At 58.5% G+C, this 18,370-nt stretch carries 21 protein-coding genes; 20 read left to right on the forward strand and 1 reads right to left on the reverse strand.

Annotated features, from left to right (window positions below; translation table 11 throughout):
- The 6 genes from AC1D17_RS23850 to AC1D17_RS23875 all read left to right on the forward strand — a co-directional run.
- Nucleotides 1-493, forward strand: a 493-nt coding sequence (locus AC1D17_RS23850) for a LuxR C-terminal-related transcriptional regulator (protein WP_477567775.1), incomplete at its 5' end; no start/stop codon positions are given.
- 106 nt (nucleotides 494-599) lie between these two features.
- Nucleotides 600-944: a hypothetical protein gene (locus tag AC1D17_RS23855; protein WP_477567776.1), complete on the forward strand. Its 345-nt coding sequence runs from the start codon at nucleotides 600-602 to the stop codon at nucleotides 942-944.
- 80 nt (nucleotides 945-1,024) lie between these two features.
- A complete protein-coding gene (locus tag AC1D17_RS23860; RefSeq protein WP_477567777.1) occupies nucleotides 1,025-1,669 on the forward strand; it encodes a helix-turn-helix domain-containing protein in 645 nt (214 codons plus the stop codon).
- A gap of 129 nt (nucleotides 1,670-1,798) precedes the next feature.
- Nucleotides 1,799-2,275 carry a BON domain-containing protein gene (locus AC1D17_RS23865; RefSeq protein WP_477567778.1) on the forward strand — a complete coding sequence of 159 codons (477 nt, stop codon included), beginning with the start codon at nucleotides 1,799-1,801 and terminating at the stop codon, nucleotides 2,273-2,275.
- A gap of 419 nt (nucleotides 2,276-2,694) precedes the next feature.
- Entirely contained in the window at nucleotides 2,695-3,150 is a 456-nt protein-coding gene (locus tag AC1D17_RS23870) for a pyridoxamine 5'-phosphate oxidase family protein (RefSeq protein ID WP_477567779.1), read from the forward strand.
- Between the two features lie 247 nt (nucleotides 3,151-3,397).
- A complete protein-coding gene (locus tag AC1D17_RS23875; RefSeq protein ID WP_477567780.1) occupies nucleotides 3,398-4,126 on the forward strand; it encodes a Crp/Fnr family transcriptional regulator in 729 nt (242 codons plus the stop codon).
- Here the strand turns inward: AC1D17_RS23875 and AC1D17_RS23880 are convergent.
- A complete protein-coding gene (locus AC1D17_RS23880; protein ID WP_477567781.1) occupies nucleotides 4,086-4,535 on the reverse strand; it encodes a hemerythrin domain-containing protein in 450 nt (149 codons plus the stop codon). The two genes, AC1D17_RS23875 and AC1D17_RS23880, sit on opposite strands and share 41 nt — an antisense overlap.
- A gap of 229 nt (nucleotides 4,536-4,764) precedes the next feature.
- Between AC1D17_RS23880 and ccoN the strand changes: the two genes are divergently transcribed.
- The 14 genes from ccoN to AC1D17_RS23950 form a co-directional block, all read left to right on the forward strand.
- On the forward strand, nucleotides 4,765-6,375 hold the full coding sequence (gene ccoN / locus AC1D17_RS23885) for a cytochrome-c oxidase, cbb3-type subunit I (RefSeq protein ID WP_477567782.1): 1,611 nt from the start codon (nucleotides 4,765-4,767) through the stop codon (nucleotides 6,373-6,375).
- 9 nt (nucleotides 6,376-6,384) lie between these two features.
- On the forward strand, nucleotides 6,385-7,116 hold the full coding sequence (ccoO, locus tag AC1D17_RS23890) for a cytochrome-c oxidase, cbb3-type subunit II (RefSeq protein ID WP_477567783.1): 732 nt from the start codon (nucleotides 6,385-6,387) through the stop codon (nucleotides 7,114-7,116).
- Nucleotides 7,117-7,127: 11 nt separating this feature from the next.
- Entirely contained in the window at nucleotides 7,128-7,289 is a 162-nt protein-coding gene (locus tag AC1D17_RS23895; protein ID WP_112840407.1) for a cbb3-type cytochrome c oxidase subunit 3, read from the forward strand.
- A complete protein-coding gene (ccoP, locus tag AC1D17_RS23900) occupies nucleotides 7,279-8,145 on the forward strand; it encodes a cytochrome-c oxidase, cbb3-type subunit III (RefSeq protein ID WP_477567784.1) in 867 nt (288 codons plus the stop codon). The genes AC1D17_RS23895 and ccoP overlap by 11 nt, the downstream gene beginning before the upstream one ends.
- A 105-nt stretch (nucleotides 8,146-8,250) precedes the next feature.
- Complete coding sequence (gene ccoG / locus AC1D17_RS23905) at nucleotides 8,251-9,810, forward strand: cytochrome c oxidase accessory protein CcoG (RefSeq protein ID WP_477567785.1); 1,560 nt, start codon at nucleotides 8,251-8,253, stop codon at nucleotides 9,808-9,810.
- Complete coding sequence (locus AC1D17_RS23910) at nucleotides 9,807-10,301, forward strand: FixH family protein (RefSeq protein ID WP_477567786.1); 495 nt, start codon at nucleotides 9,807-9,809, stop codon at nucleotides 10,299-10,301. The genes ccoG and AC1D17_RS23910 overlap by 4 nt, the downstream gene beginning before the upstream one ends.
- Nucleotides 10,298-12,565 carry a cation-translocating P-type ATPase gene (locus AC1D17_RS23915; protein ID WP_477567787.1) on the forward strand — a complete coding sequence of 756 codons (2,268 nt, stop codon included), beginning with the start codon at nucleotides 10,298-10,300 and terminating at the stop codon, nucleotides 12,563-12,565. Before AC1D17_RS23910 ends, AC1D17_RS23915 begins: the two co-directional genes overlap by 4 nt.
- Nucleotides 12,565-12,702: a cbb3-type cytochrome oxidase assembly protein CcoS gene (gene ccoS / locus AC1D17_RS23920; protein WP_112840403.1), complete on the forward strand. Its 138-nt coding sequence runs from the start codon at nucleotides 12,565-12,567 to the stop codon at nucleotides 12,700-12,702. Before AC1D17_RS23915 ends, ccoS begins: the two co-directional genes overlap by 1 nt.
- Before the next feature lie 181 nt (nucleotides 12,703-12,883).
- The gene (locus AC1D17_RS23925; protein WP_477567788.1) at nucleotides 12,884-13,807 is read left to right on the forward strand and encodes an AraC family transcriptional regulator; all 924 of its coding nucleotides are present in this window, start codon (nucleotides 12,884-12,886) and stop codon (nucleotides 13,805-13,807) included.
- Between the two features lie 231 nt (nucleotides 13,808-14,038).
- Complete coding sequence (locus AC1D17_RS23930) at nucleotides 14,039-15,316, forward strand: ABC transporter substrate-binding protein (protein WP_477567789.1); 1,278 nt, start codon at nucleotides 14,039-14,041, stop codon at nucleotides 15,314-15,316.
- Nucleotides 15,317-15,412: 96 nt separating this feature from the next.
- Nucleotides 15,413-16,276: a carbohydrate ABC transporter permease gene (locus tag AC1D17_RS23935; RefSeq protein ID WP_477567790.1), complete on the forward strand. Its 864-nt coding sequence runs from the start codon at nucleotides 15,413-15,415 to the stop codon at nucleotides 16,274-16,276.
- Nucleotides 16,273-17,094, forward strand: coding sequence for a carbohydrate ABC transporter permease (locus AC1D17_RS23940; protein WP_477567791.1), 822 nt, complete (start codon nucleotides 16,273-16,275; stop codon nucleotides 17,092-17,094). The genes AC1D17_RS23935 and AC1D17_RS23940 overlap by 4 nt, the downstream gene beginning before the upstream one ends.
- A 19-nt stretch (nucleotides 17,095-17,113) precedes the next feature.
- Entirely contained in the window at nucleotides 17,114-18,160 is a 1,047-nt protein-coding gene (locus AC1D17_RS23945) for an NAD(P)-dependent alcohol dehydrogenase (RefSeq protein WP_477567792.1), read from the forward strand.
- A gap of 2 nt (nucleotides 18,161-18,162) precedes the next feature.
- A partial coding sequence (locus AC1D17_RS23950) for an ATP-binding cassette domain-containing protein (RefSeq protein WP_477567793.1) occupies nucleotides 18,163-18,370 on the forward strand: 208 nt, incomplete at its 3' end.

Raw genomic sequence — 18,370 nt, forward strand, 5'->3', positions numbered from 1 at the left:
GTTCGCACCCGGTGCACGAGACGCCGTTCTGATAACCGACCTTCGTATGCCGGACATGACGGGCGTCGAACTGATCCGAAACCTGTCAATGCTGACGAATAGAATTCCCTCGCTGGTGATCACCGGGCACGGCGATGTTCCGATGGCCGTCGAAGCCATGAAGGCCGGAGCTATAGATTTCATCGAAAAACCGTTCGAAGACACCGTCATCATCGACGCAATCCGCCGGGCGGCCGACCAGCTTCACGACAAGCGCGTCGCTACGGATTCCGTTGAGGACGTCCGCGAGCGTCTGGCGACACTGAGCGAACGCGAACGTCAGGTGCTGTCGGCGGTGGTTGCCGGGCTGCCGAACAAGTCGATCGCATATGATCTCGATATCAGCCCCCGTACGGTGGAGGTCCATCGCTCCAATGTCATGGGCAAGATGAAGGCGAAGAGCCTGCCTGAACTTGTCAGGATGGCGCTCGCTGCTGGATTCGGTCCCGCCTGATGACTTTCGGCGTTTCCCTTGATTTAAAACAAGGCATGGTTTCCCGTTCGGAAGTTACTTGAATGTTTGCAGCGGGTTCCCCGTCTGCGGACAACGGGATATCGAGTTGCAGCTATCACAGACCATTGTCGCGATCGCCACTGATGACGCCTTGCTGCGTTCGCTTACGTTTGCGCTCGGAGTCGAGGGGTACGTCGTCCGGTCCTACGGCTCGTGGCAGACTGCTCGGGAATTGATAGAGACGTCGCTCTGCGTGATTGTGGATGTCGATATCTGCCGCGAGGACGTCGATGCTCGACGGTCCTTGCTTGATCCGGCAAGCCGCATCGTCCTGCTCACCGACGGCATGTCGGCTCCGAACGTATCAGCAAACACCCGCCTCATCTCGAAGCCCTTGGAGGGGGCAGACATCATCGAAGGCGTGAGCCACTTCCGCCGGGTGGGTACGTAGAAACCCTTAGTGGTACAACCGAATTTCGCCATCAGCTTCTCGTGTCCATAGTTTCCTCACGATCACAACGGGAAACGACAATGTTCGCAGGCGCACTCACCGCAACCCAATCGCACCCAGTCCGAGTTCCGGGCGTTCTCGCCCCCTCATTCCTTCCGCGCGCCAGGCAGATCAGCCTGTTTGCACCGGAGGAGGAGATTTATGCGCAAGGCGAACAGGCCGGAGCCCTGTACCGGGTCGAGTTCGGTGCCGTTCGTGTGTATCGATTGCACACAGACGGCCGCCGCCAGATCGTGGCCTTCTATTTTGGTGGAGAGACCTTCGGTCTGGAGGCGGGCCGAACCCACAGCTTCTTTGCTGAAGCCACGGTTCATACCGGGCTGTCAAAATTCGCCAATGCTCCAGGGGAGCTGGCATCGCAGGAACTGATGACGCTCGCGCTTCGCAGCATGTTGCATGCCCAGGAACATCTACTCGTCGTCAGCCGCCAGAGCGCTGTTGAAAAACTGGGGGCGTTCCTTCTGGATGTTGCGGAACGCCAGGGAGATCCCGACCACATCGATCTTCAGATGACGCGCGTTGATATCGGCGAATATCTCGGAATGACCATCGAAACGGTATCCCGCAGTTTTTCAAAGCTCCGCGACGAAGGAATTTTGCGACTGAACGGTGCCAAGACCGTTGAAATCATCCAGCCGGAAAAGCTTGCGCTCCTCTGCAAATAGGCACCGCGGACGGACGTGCGTTCACGCGGAAGCCGCCCGACCGATTGGTTTGATCCCTGTCAAAGACTGCCTCCCTCTTTCGTGTTCAAAGCAACGTCAGCGCAGCATGCGCCTGAAGGGAAGCAAGCAATGGACGATCTCGATCTACGGAATCTGGTCTTGGCTACGTTGGAGCGCCTGCCTCTGATCGCGGCTTCCCGCATCGGCGTAGCCGTACATCAGGGCGTGGTCGTATTGACCGGCCACGTCGTGGACGAGAGCCACAAGGCCATCATCGAGTTTGCGGTCATCAAACTGCCTGAGGTCAAGGGGCTGGCGCAGAAGATTCACGTCTGCGCCGATTTAGAATTTCTTGATTCCGATGAAGAGATTGCACGGCGGATGGTGCGGATGATCGAATGGAATATCTCGAAGCCTCAGAACGATCTTCGGRTAAGGGTCGAAGACCGCTGGGTGACGCTCACTGGCCACGTCGGTTGCAGCCAAGACCTCGAGAAGGCCGAACAGTTCGCAAAGATCGTCCGGGGGTGCGCCGGATTCAGCAACAATCTCGCCGTTTCCAACCAAGCGCGGGTCGTCGAAGCCAGTCTGGAGACTGCCGCCTGACGTTGCGGCGATTCGACTGAACGTCGCCACCAGAGTCGGTCGATCACGGCCACGGGAACGGCGGGGATCATCGTAGGGTATCAGGACCATAACGCGAATTCAGGTGGGGTGGCTCCACCGGACCTGCATCTGCACATCCTGGCAGTCGACGACGATATCGTCCTCAAGCCCACTGTGGGACGCTGCCCTTGGCATAAGGCACTCTAAGGCTCAAGATGACAGTGTCGCGCTTTTAAAATCTCCGCGCATTGATCCAGATCAAGAAGCCTTCTGCGGACAGTCGTATTCTCGCGTTGTCCGCGTCGGATAGAGATTTTCACCAAGCGGCCACTGCCACTGGTGATCACCGAGGTGATTGGTCACGCGTCTCCGAGCGTCGGAACAGGCATCGGCGGCGACGGCATAGAGGAGGCCGCAGCATGATGATTCACGAGTTAGCGCCGGACGATTGCATGGAATTCGTAAGGGCGGGCCGACTGGCCCGACTAGCCTGCTGCCGCGACGACCGTCCATACGTGGTGCCGATACACTACGCCGTTGATGGAAACGTGCTCTACAGTTTCACGATGCCGGGCCGGAAGCTCGACATAATGCGGGTAAACCCGTTTGTCTGTCTGGAAATTGACAAATTCGATCACAGTCACGAGTGGACGAGCGTCGTCGTCGACGGCGTGTTCAGGGAATTGGGGAATGAGGAGAACCGGAACCAGGAAAGGATTCATGCATGGTCGCTGCTGCAGCTGCAGATCGATTGGTGGGAACCAGGGGCCCTGAAGCCGCAACAGCAGCCAGTCCACTCACAGTCTCCGCATGTGTTTTTTGCAATCGAGATTTCAGCGGTTTCAGGGCGGCACGCCAGCAAAGGCGATAGCTGACATTTCCGGCGCGCCAGTGACGGTGCTGACATTCGGGTCTGCGGTTGCGCGACACGACCGGGAGGCGGGTCGTCGTAGAGGCTATAAACTTCAAGTGTCGGCAGAGACCCTTGGCCCCCGCGACCAAATGAAGCTGCGCGACATGCGGGATGTTGGCTAGAAATTGATCTCGATCAAATCGTCGAAAAATAAATGCTGACTATATGGCAGCCTCAAAGACCCACGGGCGATATAGGATGGACTTGCGATGAACCACCGACAGGACGTGCACACGTCCGAAGTTCCGGTCCTCTGCGTTGCCTGCGAGGCCAGGCACCGCGGCGTATGCGGCGCACTCGATGCGGAGCAGCTTATGGCGCTTGCAAAGACGTCTACGAAGAAGCGGCTGGAAGCAGGGGCGGAGCTAGTCGGCGATGCCGAGATCATCGATGGTTATGCCAACATTCTTTCCGGTGTGGTCAAGCTCATCAAGGGCCTGCCTGACGGCCGCGAACAGATAGTGGGTCTTCAGTTCGCTCCGGACTTCCTGGGCCGGCCTTTCCAGGCCGAGAGCGCTGTCTCCGCGCAAGCCGCCACCAATGTCGTCCTCTGCTCTTTTCCCAAGCGCACGATCGAGGCTCTAATCAGACAGTCGCCGCAGTTTGAGCACAGCCTGCTGAAGCAGGCGCTGCGTGAACTCGATGAAGCGAGGGACTGGATGCTAACTCTTGGCAGAAAAAATGCACTGGAGAGGGTCGCGAGCTATCTGCTTTTGATTGCGAACTACATTGACCCCGCTGTGCGACCACAATCGGAAGTCATCGCATTCGATCTGCCGATGTCACGGTTGGAGATCGCCGATTTCCTCGGCCTGACCATCGAAACCGTAAGCCGTCAGCTGACAAAGCTCCGCGTGGACGGTGTTATCCAGGTCAGGCAAAGCAGGCATATCGTCGTCAACAACCCAGCTCGCCTGAAAACTTTCTCTGGTTGCTGAGAATGCTGTTCCTGATGATTGGCGCAACGTGTTCGTTCTCGAATGCCACGTGACGCCTCAGGCTGTCGAAGAAGCCGCGCAGCATGAATCCGAACGTTTCGGCCTGATCGACATGGCCGCCATGGCCGATTTCCAACAGGATGACCGTCAAATCCGCGGCAAAGCACTCGTCTGATATATGTTCACCACGCAGCCTGTCGACAGACATGTTTCGGCCAGTGCCCGCTACGGCCTTCTCATAGGCCGGGAATATGACGCTTTCCTCGTATTCGTGTGCCAGCCGAAGGATGGGCATCAGCTTCGCTGCCACTGAAAGGCACGTCAATTCATCGACATTCGAGGGAAGGCAATCGGCAATGTGCTCGAGCTCCTCGCACAAACCCACTTTCTTGTCGTGGATCAAGGTCATCGCCTCTACCAGACCCCGTTTGCCGAGTTCTTCGCTCGACAGACATCTGATTTCGCATGAACGCCGATGCGCCGTGCTTTCATCGTGGCAGACTGACATGGTTCCGCTCCTGACTTCCTTCGATCACCGAGACTGCGTCATGTCGAATGCGATTTCCTTGACATAGATCAAGGCCATCACGATCCAAATGAGGGAAATCTCCAACAACCAAAGAGTCGGGGATTTTTCCATGAGGCACGCAACGTCTATCGTCAGCCTGGGAGTTTTCAGCTTCCTGGCAATTCTTGCCGCCGCCTTCGCGCATGACAAGGCATTCGCGAACCACATGTGGGTCTTGGCCATCGTGCTGGTCATTTCGGTCATCGTGCTGCTGCGCCGGGAGAACTTCCAGCGCGCAGCTCCAGTCGATCCGTCCGCCTACATGGACGGACCGGTGCGTTACGGCGTGATCGCCACCATGTTCTGGGCGGTTGTCGGCTTGCTCGTCGGCGTTATCGTCGCTCTCCAGCTCACTTATCCCGCCTTGAACATCGAACCATGGTTCAATTTCGGGCGGATGCGGCCGCTACACACGTCAGGTGTAATCTTCGCATTCTGTGGCAACGCTTTGATTTGTACGTCACTTTACATCGTCCAAAGAACGTCGCGGGCGCGTCTGTTTGGCGGTGATCTCGCGTGGTTCGTCTTCTGGGGCTACCAGCTTTTCATCGTCATGGCCGCCACTGGATACCTTCTCGGCATTAGCGAGAGCCGCGAATACGCCGAGCCGGAATGGTATGTCGATATCTGGCTGACCATCGTATGGGTAGCCTATCTGGTCGTCTTTCTCGGAACCATCGTCAAGCGCAAGGAGCCGCATATCTATGTGGCCAACTGGTTCTACCTCGCGTTCATCGTCACTGTTGCGATGYTGCACCTTGTCAACAATCTCAGCATGCCCGTATCGTTTCTGGGTTCGAAGAGCTACTCGGCCTTTTCAGGTGTTCAGGATGCCCTGACGCAGTGGTGGTACGGCCACAATGCGGTCGGCTTCTTCCTGACTGCGGGCTTCCTTGGTATGATGTACTATTTCGTGCCCAAGCAGGCTAACCGGCCGGTCTACTCCTATCGCCTGTCGATCATCCACTTCTGGGCGCTGATTTTCCTCTATATCTGGGCTGGTCCGCATCATCTCCATTTCACGGCGCTGCCCGACTGGGCGCAGACGCTCGGAATGGTCTTCTCCATCATGTTGTGGATGCCGTCCTGGGGCGGCATGATCAACGGCCTGATGACCTTGTCGGGCGCGTGGGACAAGCTTCGTACTGATCCGATCATCCGTATGATGGTAGCAGCCATCGCCTTCTACGGCATGTCGACCTTCGAAGGCCCGATGATGTCGATCAAGACGGTGAACTCGCTGTCGCACTACACGGACTGGACCATCGGTCACGTCCATTCGGGTGCGCTCGGCTGGAATGGTCTGATCGCTTTCGCGGCACTCTACTACATGGTGCCGAAGCTCTGGGCGCGGGAACGCCTCTACTCGATGCGCATGGTGAGCTGGCACCTGTGGCTGGCAACTCTCGGCATCGTCGTCTACGCCGCCGTAATGTGGGTATCCGGCATCCAGCAGGGCCTGATGTGGCGCGAACACGACGAGCAGGGGTTCCTGGTCTACTCTTTCGTCGAAAGTGTTGCGGCGCTCCACCCCTACTATCTGATCCGCTCGCTTGGGGGGGGCCTCTTCCTGTCCGGGGCACTCTTGATGGCCTTCAACATCACCATGACCATCCTTGGATATCAACGCGACGAAGCTCCGATCGGCGGAACGCTTCCTGCCCCCCAGCCTGCCGAATAGGAGCCCGACATGGCCTTAATGGACAAACACGCGATCATTGAGCGAAATGCAACTCTTCTGCTGATTGGCTCGCTTCTCGTGGTCACCATCGGCGGCATCGTCGAGATTGCCCCGCTGTTCTACCTGCAGAACACCATCGAAAAGGTGGAGGGCATGCGTCCCTACACGCCGTTGGAACTCGCGGGTCGCAACATCTACGTGCGGGAAGGATGCTACGTCTGTCACAGCCAGATGATCCGGCCGTTCCGCGACGAGGTCGAGCGCTACGGACACTACAGCCTTGCCGCAGAGTCCATGTACGACCATCCCTTCCAGTGGGGATCCAAGCGTACGGGGCCGGATCTCGCAAGGGTCGGCGAAAGGTACTCGAACGAGTGGCACGCCCAGCACCTGGCTGACCCGAAGTCCGTGGTGCCCGAGTCGATCATGCCGAGCTACGCCTTCTTGAAGTCCACCCCGCTACAGATCAACGACCTGTCGGCGCATCTGACTGCAAATGCGCACGTAGGCGTTCCCTATTCGCAGGAAATGATCGACGCCGCAGTCGAGGATGCGAAGACGCAGTCCACGCCGGATGCAGACACCTCGGCGTTCGACGCCCGCTATCCCAAGGCAAAAAGCGGAGACTTCGACGGAGATCCGCAGGCGCTGACCGAAATGGATGCGCTCATCGCCTACCTCCAGATGCTCGGCACGCTGGTGGACTTCAAGACATACGACGAAACCGGTGGCGACCGCTGAGGAGAAAGACAATGGACTACCACACGATGCGAACCTTTGCCGATAGCTGGGGCCTTCTGGCGATGCTGGTATTTTTCATTTCCGCGTCGGCTTTCGTCTTTCGTCCTGGAAGCCGGGACGCCAGCGCCGAGGCCGCACTCATTCCGCTGAAGGACGACTGTGATGAGCGATAGGCATGTTGACGAGGTTTCCGGCGTATCGACCACCGGACACGAATGGGACGGCATCCGCGAACTCGACAATCCGATGCCCCGCTGGTGGGTCTGGACGTTCTACACGACCATCGTCTGGGCGCTGCTTTACGCCGTGGCCTATCCCGCCTGGCCGCTTCTGACAGGTTCGACGGAAGGCCTGCTCGGATATTCGAGCAGGAGCGAGGTCAGAAAGGATCTTGCTGCGGCCGACAATGCTAACCGCGGATACATGGCCGCGATCAAGGAGAAGTCTATCGATGACATCCTTGCAGACGACGAGCTTCGCAGCGTTGCCGTTGCCGCGGGCGGTGCCGCGTTCAAGATGAACTGCGTCCAGTGCCACGGTTCCGGTGCGGAAGGCTCCAAGGGGTTCCCGAACCTAAACGACGACGACTGGCTGTGGGGCGGGACTGCCGACCAGATACAGCAGACGGTTGCGCACGGCATCCGGTTCACCAAGGATGGCGAAACCAGGGATTCCATCATGCCGCCGTTCGCCGACGTGCTGGACGGCGACCAGATCTCCCAGGTGAGCACCTTTGTCGCAAGCCTCTCTGCACCTGTGCAGAATGTATCGCTTGTCGAACCCGGCAAGACCATCTTCGCGGAAAATTGCGCCGCATGTCACGGTGACAACGCCAAAGGCAACAAGGAGATGGGGGCACCGGACCTCACCGATGCCATTTGGCTTTATGGGTCTGGCGAGGATGCCATCGCTACACAGGTTCGCGCCCCGCGGGCTGGCGTGATGCCTGCTTGGGACGCGCGTCTTGGAGAAACGGCCGTTAAGGAGCTCGCTGCCTTCGTCCACTCGCTCGGCGGTGGCGAAAAGTAGATTGTTTGATCTCGATCAAGTTGGGTCTTCCGCTCGGCTGGCATGATGGATTCGTGCCAGCCGTTTTTTGTGGAGTTGGTGAGTTTCAATGAAGGTAGGCGGTTCATGCAAAATCAGGATGTGACAAGGCTGGATGCCGTCGCGACCAATTCGGCCGCCAACCGCCAGCCGCTGTACGCCCGCCGCAAGAAAATCTTCCCGAAGCGGGCATCAGGATCATTTCGGCAGTTCAAATGGATCGTGATGGCGATCACGCTTGGCATTTACTATTTCGTCCCATGGATCCGTTGGGACCGGGGTCCATTCGCACCCGATCAGGCGGTTCTCATCGACCTTTCTAGTCGCCGCTTCTACTTCTTCTTTATCGAGATCTGGCCGCAGGAATTCATATACGTCGCAGGCCTCCTCGTGATGGCGGGGATCGGCCTGTTCCTGCTGACGTCGACCGTTGGCCGTGCCTGGTGCGGCTACGCCTGTCCGCAGACCGTCTGGGTAGATCTTTTCTTGGTCATTGAGCGCTATTTCGAAGGCGACCGCAACGCTCGCATGAAGCTCGATGCTGCGCCTTGGTCTTTCACCAAGCTTCGCATCCGAGCCATCAAGCATGCAACATGGCTTGTCGTCGCGGTTCTGACCGGGGGCGCTTGGATCTTCTATTTCGCGGATGCTCCCACTCTGGCCAGGGACTTCCTTACCGGCAACGCCGTTCCGACCGCCTATGCGACCGTAGCCATTCTGACGACGACAACCTATGTGTTCGGCGGACTGATGCGCGAGCAAGTCTGCACGTACATGTGCCCCTGGCCGCGCATCCAGGCCGCCATGCTCGACGAAACGTCGCTGACCGTGACCTACAACGACTGGCGTGGCGAGCCGCGCTCACGTCATTCCAAACGGGTGATTGCGACGGGCGCAAGCGTTGGAGATTGTGTCGATTGTAATGCCTGCGTGGCGGTATGTCCCATGGGCATAGACATTCGCGACGGCCAGCAGCTGGAATGCATTACGTGTGCGCTTTGCATCGACGCCTGCGACGACGTCATGGGACGGCTCGGAAAGGAGCGTGGTCTCATAAGCTATTCGACGCTGAACGAATATAATGCAAACATGGATATCGCAACCCGCTCTGGAACGTGTGGCGTCACCCCAGAGCTCGTCCGCAATCCCGACGGAGCTTTTTCGGACAAACTGGCGCATTTCCATATCGGCAAGCTGCTGCGCCTTCGCACATTTATCTATTTCGGAGCATGGAGCGCTGTCGGCATGTCGATCGCCTTTGCCCTCGCCACCAGGGACCGGCTCGAACTCAACGTTCTCCATGACCGCAATCCGCTGTTCGTCCGGCTTTCGGATGGTGCGATCCGAAACGGATACACGGTCAAGCTGCTCAACATGGTGCCGCAGCCACGGACAGTCGTTCTGAAGCTCGACGAAGGCTTTTCCGGAGCCTCCATGACCGTGGCGGGTGCAGAAGCGACCAACGTTCTTGAAACCGAAGTCACGCTAGAGCCCGACAGGTTGAAGACGATCAGGGTTTTCGTGCGGGCTGATCCAAAGCACCTTCCGGGTGGGGCGAACGCCTTTGAGTTTGTCGTAACCGATCCATCGACGGGCGAGCGGGCCGAATACACCGCCACCTTCAATTCACCGGAGAAACCGCAGTGAGTGCGCATCGATACGCAAAAGAGTTCACAGGGCGGCACATGCTGATGATCATGGTTGCATTTTTCGGAGCGATCATCGCGGTCAATGTCGTAATGGCGAGGTTGGCCGGATCGTCCTTCGGAGGGCTCGTCGTCGAAAACAGTTATGTCGCCAGCCAGGAGTTCAACGGTAGATTGAAACAGAGCCGGGAACAGGTTGCCCTTCAGTGGGCAGCCGCCTTCAAGATCGTCGACGGTACGATCCGGTATAACCTGACTGACCACGATGGAAAACCGGTGTCCGTAGCCTCTGTCTCGGTCCAGTTCCGGCACCCTTCCTATGAGGCTTCGGATTGGAACGTTGACTTGCAGCCAGCGGGCGACGGCACGTTCGAGGCAGCGCATGCGGCCCGCGATGGCACGTGGAACGTCCAGATTGACAGCGAGGTCGGACGAAGGGTTCCATACCGCGACGTCCGTAGGATCACGGTCCGCAACGGAGAATTGCAATGACTTGCTGCGCGCCTTCCGCGGAAATGGCGATGGACATTGAGTCCTTGAAGAGGGCGGGCCCCTCCGCCGACGAAATCAAGTTTGCAGCAAAGAAGCTCGGAGACGGGAGTTTCCAGACCGACCTTTCCGTTCCGTCGATGCACTGCGCAGCATGCATGTCCACGATCGAGACTGGATTGGCGTCGCTCGAGAACGTGGTCTCGGCACGAGTGAACCTTTCAACCAAAAGGGTCGCGGTCAAATGGAAGGGGCCTGATGCGCCACCGATGATCCAGAAGCTGGATTCCCTTGGATATCCAACGCATCTGACCGACGATTTCGTGTCCGATAAAGACAAGACCCTTTCCGAGCTCTTACTGGCTGTCGCCATCTCAGGGTTTGCCACGGGCAATATTATGCTGCTCTCTGTATCGGTCTGGTCCGGCGCTGAAGGCGCGACCCGCGATCTCTTCCATTGGGTGTCTGCCCTCATAGCCATTCCGGTCATCGTGTTTGCCGGACGCATCTATTTCCGCTCGGCTTGGAATGCCCTGCGACATGGCCGGATGAACATGGACGTGCCCATCGCAATTGGCGTGTCTCTGGCCTACTCCACCAGTCTCTACGAGACCATCACGCACGGGGAGCATGCCTACTTCGACGCCTCGGTATCGCTGCTGTTCTTCCTGTTGATCGGGCGGACTCTCGACCATGTCATGCGGGACAGGGCGCGGGCCGCGGTGAGCGGGCTCGTCCGCCTGTCGCCCCGAGGAGCTGTTTATATAACGAGGGACGGCAGCCGAGAGTATCTGCCGATCGGCCAGATCGAGCCCGGCATGGAACTGGTGATCTCGGCTGGAGAGAGAATTCCAGTCAATGCCACGGTCGTCGACGGCGTATCGGAACTGGACTGCTCTCTCGCAACGGGTGAGAGCGCAGCACGAATTATTTCACCTGGCTCGGAAATCCTGGCGGGAACGCACAACCTCTCAGGCCCCTTGATTATCAGAGCCACCGCCGCTGCGAAGGATTCGTTCCTCGCCGAGATGGTCAGCCTCATGGAGGCCGCAGAGCATGGGCGAGGAACCTACAGGCGACTGGCTGACAGGGCGTCCGCAATGTACTCGCCTGTGGTGCACGTCACAGCGCTGGCGACATTTGTCGGCTGGATGATCGCAACAGGCGACTGGCACCACGCCATTACTGTCGCAACCGCCGTCCTCATTATTACATGTCCATGCGCTCTCGGCCTTGCTGTCCCCATCGTCCAGGTTGTGGCAGCTCGGCTGCTCTTTGAGAACGGAATCATGATGAAGGACGGTGGGGCGCTTGAGCGGCTTGCCGAAATCGACACCGTCGTGTTTGACAAGACGGGGACGTTGACGACCGGAAGCCCAATTCTGCAGGCGGTATCCGATAGAGATGACGACGCTTTGGGTGTCGCGGTCGCGTTAGCACGCTCGTCACGGCATCCGTTTTCCCGCGCCATCTCCAGGGCGCATCCCCACATTTCAGATGCAGTGCGGCTGGAGGCTGTGAAGGAATATTCGGGGCTTGGAGTCGAGGGCAGGGCGGGGGGGCACCTATGGCGACTGGGCCGGGCCTCCTGGGCAACGATGCCTCTTCTGCCAAACTGCACGACAGTCGGCACTGTGCTATCCAAGGATGGGATGATGGTCGTGTCGTTCGATTTCATTGACGTCCTCAGGAGAGATGCGCGCGACGCGGTCGATCAATTGCGCCGAGAGGACATGCGGATAGAGATCCTGTCGGGTGATAGGAAATCGGCAGTGGCAAAGGTCGCTTCGCAGCTTTCAGTCCATACGTTCAGTGCTGGCGGGTTGCCCGTCGATAAGGTGAAGCGCCTGCATCACCTGAAGGCGACTGGAGCAGAAGCGCTTATGGTCGGGGACGGGATCAATGACGCGGCCGCGATGATTGCGGCCCACGTCTCGATGGCTCCTGCCTCGGCTGCCGATATCGGCAGAAGTGCGGCAGACTTTATCTTCCTGCGTGACAGCCTCAATGCGGTTCCCCTCTCTTTGAAAGTTGCCAGGCATGCGGAGAGGCTGGTGAAGCAGAACTTCACCTTGGCGATCGGCTACAATCTCGTGGCGGTCCCCTTGGCGATCATGGGACACGTCACACCGCTCATTGCTGCGATCGCAATGTCCGGCTCTTCGCTGCTTGTCATCGGGAACGCGATGAGGCTGACTGCGGGCGAAGGATGGCTCCGGCGCGTGTTCCGGTCGGTCCACCGCCGGCGCAAACTGGTGGAAGCCTGATGGAAACGCTTCTCTATCTCTTGCCAATCGCGCTTCTGCTGGGAGGGCTTGGGCTCGCTGCGTTCGTTTGGGCGCTCCGTTCGGGCCAATACGAGGACCTCGACGGAGCGGCGGAGCGTGTGCTCATTGACGACTGATCCGGGCATCAATGGTTGGGCTGCCGGTCCCACCTGCCTATACTTACCAGAACAGCCGAAGGCAGTTATATCGACAAAGTTAACGGTGGCAGCGTTTGACTCGGACAGTTTGGCAATGGTTTAAGTCCGACGTCTTATCGCTCACGAACTAGGCGCTCGGATGCTGAAGGGCAGGAGAAATTTGGCCGCAAAGGCTGTGCTTGGCGCGAAGTCCGCGATGATGAGCGGCAACTTGCCGACCTTTGAGCACATCGTCACAGGTGTCACGGAAACCTTTCTCTGGCGCGTGGATGACTACCCTTGGGAGCGCAACGTTTGGAATTACCATCCGGAGATCGAAATCCACCTCTTGCGGCATACGTCGGGCATGGCGTTTGTCGGCGACTATATCGGCGAATTCCATCCCGGTTATCTGACTGTCATCGGGCGCAACCTGCCGCATGACTGGGTGACAGCGACGGCACCGGGCGAGGTCATCGAGGGGCGCGATATCGTCATCCAGTTCGACCCGGATCGCATTCGCAGCATCACCGCCATGCTGCCGGAATTTGCACAGCTGGAGGACTTCTTTACCCGCGCGGAACGCGGGCTTGTTTTTTTCGGGCAGACGCTGACTGAGGGCATCGCGCTTGTGGAAGGCATGGGGGAGGTGAAGGGCTTTGCGCGGCTGTCGATGTTCGTGCAGTTGCTCGAACTGTTGAGCGGCACGCAGGAGTACGAAATCCTGTCGTCACCGGAATTTGCACCGAAGCTGAACGCCGAAACGCTCGACGTTTTGCAGCGTGCATTGATCTATATTTTCGAGAATGTCGCCAGTGACATCCATCTTGCCGAGGTGGCCAATCTAGCCGGCATGAGCGAAACGGCTTTCTCCCGTTTTTTCAAGAAGAACACCGGAAACAGCTTTACCGACCATGTCAACAAGCTGCGCATCTGGCAGGCGTGTAAGCTGCTGGCGGAGACGGATATGCCGATTACTGAAATTTGCTTCGAGGTCGGCTATCTCAACATCTCCAATTTCAACCGGACGTTCCTGCTGCATCACAAGATGACGCCGTCGGCCTATCGGCGGCTGACCGGACAACGCCGTCCCTCGCGCGCCTGATCGCGCGTTTTTGTGCAGAGCAATGAAGCTATGTTTAAACTTCCCTCTTAATGCCATTTCTAGGGTATTTTTTCGCATTAAAGTATAGATTCGACGCATGGCGCGCGCTAGTTCCTCCAATCCAGATACGTAGGATCAACCCCAGCGAAAGAGTTCGCTATGGAGAGACGGTCGTTTGATCTGAGGAGATTTCGGCGGCTGTCGCAGTGACCTTTAGGGGAGGTTCATCACATGACCAATGGAAAGAAGCTCGTTTCGAGCATTGCCTTCGCTTGCCTGCTTGCTGGCTCGGTATCCTCGATCGCGATTGCGGCCGAATGCTCCGGTACGATCAAGGTTCTCGCTCAGCCGCGCGACGGATTGACTTTGCTTGAGGAGCAAAAGTCCGAATTCGAAAAGCTCAGCGGCGGCGCATCATTCGAGATCGACTATCTGAACGAGAACGATCGCCGCGCCAAGAGCAAGGCCGATGCGTCGACGATCGGTAAGTACAATGTCTACTATATCGACGAAGCCAATGTGGCGCTGTTTGCGTCGTCCGGCTGGGTTGCGCCACTGATGGATTATTATCCGGTCGAGTACGACTATGCCGATTTCGATCCCGGCCGGCAAAAGGTTGCCACCTATGACGGCAAGGTCTGGTTTGCACCGTTGACCGGCGGCGGTGATCTGATGGTCTACCGCAAGGATCTGCTCGAGGCCGCAGGTATCGCCCCGCCGAAGACGCTCGACGAGTATGTTGCAGCCGTCAAGGCGCTGAACCAGCCGGACAAGGGCATCTATGGCACAGCATTGCGCGGACAGCGTGGGTCTGGCGCCAATGTCTGGCGCTGGATGCCCTTCTTCAAGGGCTTCGGAGGCAACTGGTTCGACGGCACGACGCCGGTCTTCGACAGCGAGGCCGCCGTGAAGGCGACCGAAACGTATCTGGAGCTCTTCAAGTATTCGGCCCCCGGCAGCCAGACCGGCGGGTGGGACGAAGTCGTTGGCGCATTCACCTCCGGCCAGGTAGCGATGATCATCGAATCCACACCGCTGGTCGGTATGGCGATCGATCCGAAGTCTTCGCAGGTCGCAGGCAAGGTCGGCTACATGCCGCCACCGACCCCGCTGACCGGCGGTGGTTACGGCCACGGTCTTGCCATTGGCACTAAAGCCAACACGGACGAAGCGTCCAAGGCCTGCGCCGGCCTCTTCATCGCTTGGGCTACTTCCAAGGAGAACGAGAACCGCCGACTGGAAGCAAACCAATTCAGCGAACTTAACCGCACCAGCGTCATGACCAGTCCGAAATTTGCCGAGCTTTACGGTCCGGACCTCGGTCAGGCCCTGGCCGACACCGGCAAGGTCACGGCAGTCAATTTCTGGCAGAGCGCGCAATGGCCGGATCTCGGCGATCGCTGGGGCATCATCCTGGAAGAGCTGATCGCGGGCACGCGCGTCGACATCAAGGATGGTCTCGACGAACTCAACAGCTTTGCCAAGGACCTTATCGCCCGCGGCCAGTGAGCTGATCTTTCGCTGTCACTGACCCGGCAAGATTAAGCCCTTGCCGGGCATCCTTACACCAATGGAGAGCATTGCGACTTTTCGGAGGGGACATTCGTGAAACAGAAAAATACCCTGCCGGTGGTCTTCCTGACACCGGCAATGGCAATCCTTGCCGTGTTGGCCCTGGTGCCGACCGTCTATGCCGTGATCATCTCCTTCCAGAACCGGGAGCTCAGCCGGCCGGATGGCAGCTTCATCGGCTTCGCAAATTACATCGGCCTGTTTTCCGATCGCCGGTTTATAAATGCCATCGGCGTGTCGCTGACCTGGGAGGCTGTCACGGTTGGCATGACACTGATCATCGCGATCGGTCTTGGCATTCTGCTATTCGAATGCGCCTCGCCGCGCATGCGCAATGTTGTGGCCTTTCTCTTCCTGATACCGGTCATCCTGCCGCGCGTCTCGGCCGCCTTTGTCTGGAAATTCGCTTTCCATCCGCTCTATGGGATCATCACCTATCCCTACAAGGCGATCACAGGCCAGCCGCTCGATCTCTTGTCCAACCCGCTGACAGCGCTCGGCACTGTGGCTCTGGTCGATGTCTGGCAATGGGGCCTGTTTTTCGCAGTCATCGTTCTGAAACTCCTGGAAACGCTGCCGCCGCAGCCCTTCGAGGCGGCACAGCTTGACCATGCGAAGACCTGGGAGATCTATGCCTATGTCGCCATCCCGATGCTCAAGGCACCGCTGATCTCGCTTGCCTTCGTCAAGATGATCGAGTCCCTGCGCGCCTTCGACCTGATCTATGTCATGACCCGCGGCGGTCCTGGCATCGCGACTGAAACGCTTGACATGTACGCCTTTTCGCAGGGCTTTATCGAATCCGGCCGGATTTCCTATGCTTCGAGCATGGCCGTTTTGATGATGATTGCAACCTCGCTGGCATTCACCTTTATCTGGAAGAGGGTCAAGTCATGAGCGCGCCCAGTTCCGGCCGGCTCGTCGGTCGCATTATCCTGCTTGCCGCCGCGTTCTCGGCGATTTTCCCCGTCTTCTGGACGCTGCTCAATGCCTTCAAAAACCGCGTCGACATCGTCACACCGACGCCGCTGTTCTTCTTCACGCCGACACTGGACAATTTCGCCTATGTGCTCGGCCGGGCCAGCGTCTTTGAAGGGCTTGTCAACTCGATCCTGATTTCTGGCGCTTCGGTGCTGATCGGTGCCATACTCGGCTTGCCGGCCGCCTATGCCATCGCCCGCTATCCGAACCGCTGGTCGCATGACATCCAGTTCTTCGTGTTGTCGCTGCGCTTCCTGCCACCGGTCGCGATCGCTATCCCGCTGATGGTCATCTGGCTGGATTTCGGGCTTTACGACACACGTCTCTCGATGACGATAACCTACACGCTGCTCACGCTTGCAACCGTGATCTGGCTCAGCGTTCCGGCCTTCGCCCGTGTGCCGAAGGAAGTGGAGGAGGCGGCGCGTGTGGATGGCTACGGTCCGTATGCAATCTTCTTCCTCATAGCCCTTCCGATCGCCTCGCGGTCGCTAATCGGAGCTGTCGCCTTCAGCTTCGTACTGGTCTGGAACGAGTTCCTGATCGCGCTGATGTTGACCACCTCCGATGCCAAGACACTTCCGATCGTGGCCTCTGAGCTCACCCAGCTCGGACGCGACGTGCCATGGGGCATCCTGAATGCCTCGGTGGTGCTGCTGTCGATACCGCCTCTCTTGTTCATCGGTATCCTCAGCAGCATGCTCAACAATGCCTTCAAGCGTAAGACATCCTGAAAATTCAAAGGAATACACCATGCAAGCGTTGCTTCTCGAGCAAAAGGGCGTGCTCAGCCTCCGGGAGATCGATCTTCCACTCAATGTCGGTCCCGATGACGTCAAGATCGCCATTCACACCGTCGGCGTCTGCGGCAGCGATGTGCACTATTACACGCATGGAGCTATCGGCCCTTATGTGCTGCGCGAGCCCATGGTGCTCGGTCATGAGGCGGCGGGCACGGTCGTCGAGATCGGCTGCAACGTCCGCAATCTGGCCGTGGGCGACCGCGTGTGCATGGAGCCCGGTGTGCCGGACCTTTCCTCGCGAGCGTCAAAGCTCGGCCTCTACAATGTTGATCCCGATGTCCGGTTCTGGGCGACGCCACCCATCCACGGTATCCTGACGCCCTATGCGGTGCATCCGGCAGCCTTCACCTACAGGCTGCCAGACAATGTCTCCTTTGCCGAAGGTGCAATGGTAGAGCCCTTCGCCATCGGCATGCAAGCTGCGGCACGGGCACGAATTGTGCCAGGCGACGTGGCGGCCGTTATCGGCTGTGGGCCGATCGGCATCATGGTGGCGCTGGCGGCGCTTGCCGGCGGCTGCAGCCGGGTGTTCATCTCGGATTTCAGCGCCGAAAAGCTCGCCATCGCCGGTCGCTATCCGGGCATCGTGCCGGTCAATATCGCCGATCAATCCCTCTTGGAAGTCGTGCAGCGGGAAACCGGAGGCTGGGGTGCGGATCTGGTGTTCGAGGCAAGCGGCAGCCCCAAGGCCTTCAACGGCATCTTCAATCTTGTCCGGCCGGGCGGTGCGGTGGTTCTGGTCGGCCTGCCGGTGGAACCGGTGGAGCTCGACGTACCGGGCGCGATCTCCAGGGAGGTCCGGATCGAAACGGTGTTCCGCTATGCCAATATCTTCGACCGGGCCCTGGCGCTAATCGCGTCCGGAAAAGTGGACCTGACGCCACTGATTACCGGCACATTCGATTTCAAGGATAGCATCAAGGCGTTCGATCGGGCGGTGGCCGCCAATCCCTCCGACGTGAAGCTGCAGATCCTGATGAACAACGGGGAGATCTGAGAATGGCGAACATCGTATGCTCGCATGTCGACAAGGCCTATGGCGCAGTCAGCGTCATCAGGGATTTCAACCTGGACGTTGCCGATCAGGAGTTCATCGTTTTCCTGGGCCCTTCGGGCTGCGGAAAGTCCACGCTGCTGCGAATGATTGCGGGGCTTGAGGACATCTCGGGTGGCGACGTGATTATTGGCGGCAAGACAGTCAACGACC

The organism is Pararhizobium sp. P1_E7 (assembly GCF_056405855.1).

Excerpts from the sequence above, each read along its gene's own strand:
- AC1D17_RS23860 (WP_477567777.1), top strand. The coding sequence starts at position 1,025 with ATGTTCGCAGGCGCACTCACCGCAACCCAATCGCACCCAGTCCGAGTT.
- AC1D17_RS23870 (WP_477567779.1), top strand. The coding sequence starts at position 2,695 with ATGATGATTCACGAGTTAGCGCCGGACGATTGCATGGAATTCGTAAGG.
- AC1D17_RS23875 (WP_477567780.1), top strand. The coding sequence starts at position 3,398 with ATGAACCACCGACAGGACGTGCACACGTCCGAAGTTCCGGTCCTCTGC.
- AC1D17_RS23880 (WP_477567781.1), bottom strand. The coding sequence starts at position 4,535 with ATGACCTTGATCCACGACAAGAAAGTGGGTTTGTGCGAGGAGCTCGAG.
- ccoO (WP_477567783.1), top strand. The coding sequence starts at position 6,385 with ATGGCCTTAATGGACAAACACGCGATCATTGAGCGAAATGCAACTCTT.
- AC1D17_RS23895 (WP_112840407.1), top strand. The coding sequence starts at position 7,128 with ATGGACTACCACACGATGCGAACCTTTGCCGATAGCTGGGGCCTTCTG.
- ccoP (WP_477567784.1), top strand. The coding sequence starts at position 7,279 with ATGAGCGATAGGCATGTTGACGAGGTTTCCGGCGTATCGACCACCGGA.
- ccoG (WP_477567785.1), top strand. The coding sequence starts at position 8,251 with ATGCAAAATCAGGATGTGACAAGGCTGGATGCCGTCGCGACCAATTCG.
- AC1D17_RS23915 (WP_477567787.1), top strand. The coding sequence starts at position 10,298 with ATGACTTGCTGCGCGCCTTCCGCGGAAATGGCGATGGACATTGAGTCC.
- ccoS (WP_112840403.1), top strand. The coding sequence starts at position 12,565 with ATGGAAACGCTTCTCTATCTCTTGCCAATCGCGCTTCTGCTGGGAGGG.
- AC1D17_RS23930 (WP_477567789.1), top strand. The coding sequence starts at position 14,039 with ATGACCAATGGAAAGAAGCTCGTTTCGAGCATTGCCTTCGCTTGCCTG.
- AC1D17_RS23940 (WP_477567791.1), top strand. The coding sequence starts at position 16,273 with ATGAGCGCGCCCAGTTCCGGCCGGCTCGTCGGTCGCATTATCCTGCTT.
- AC1D17_RS23945 (WP_477567792.1), top strand. The coding sequence starts at position 17,114 with ATGCAAGCGTTGCTTCTCGAGCAAAAGGGCGTGCTCAGCCTCCGGGAG.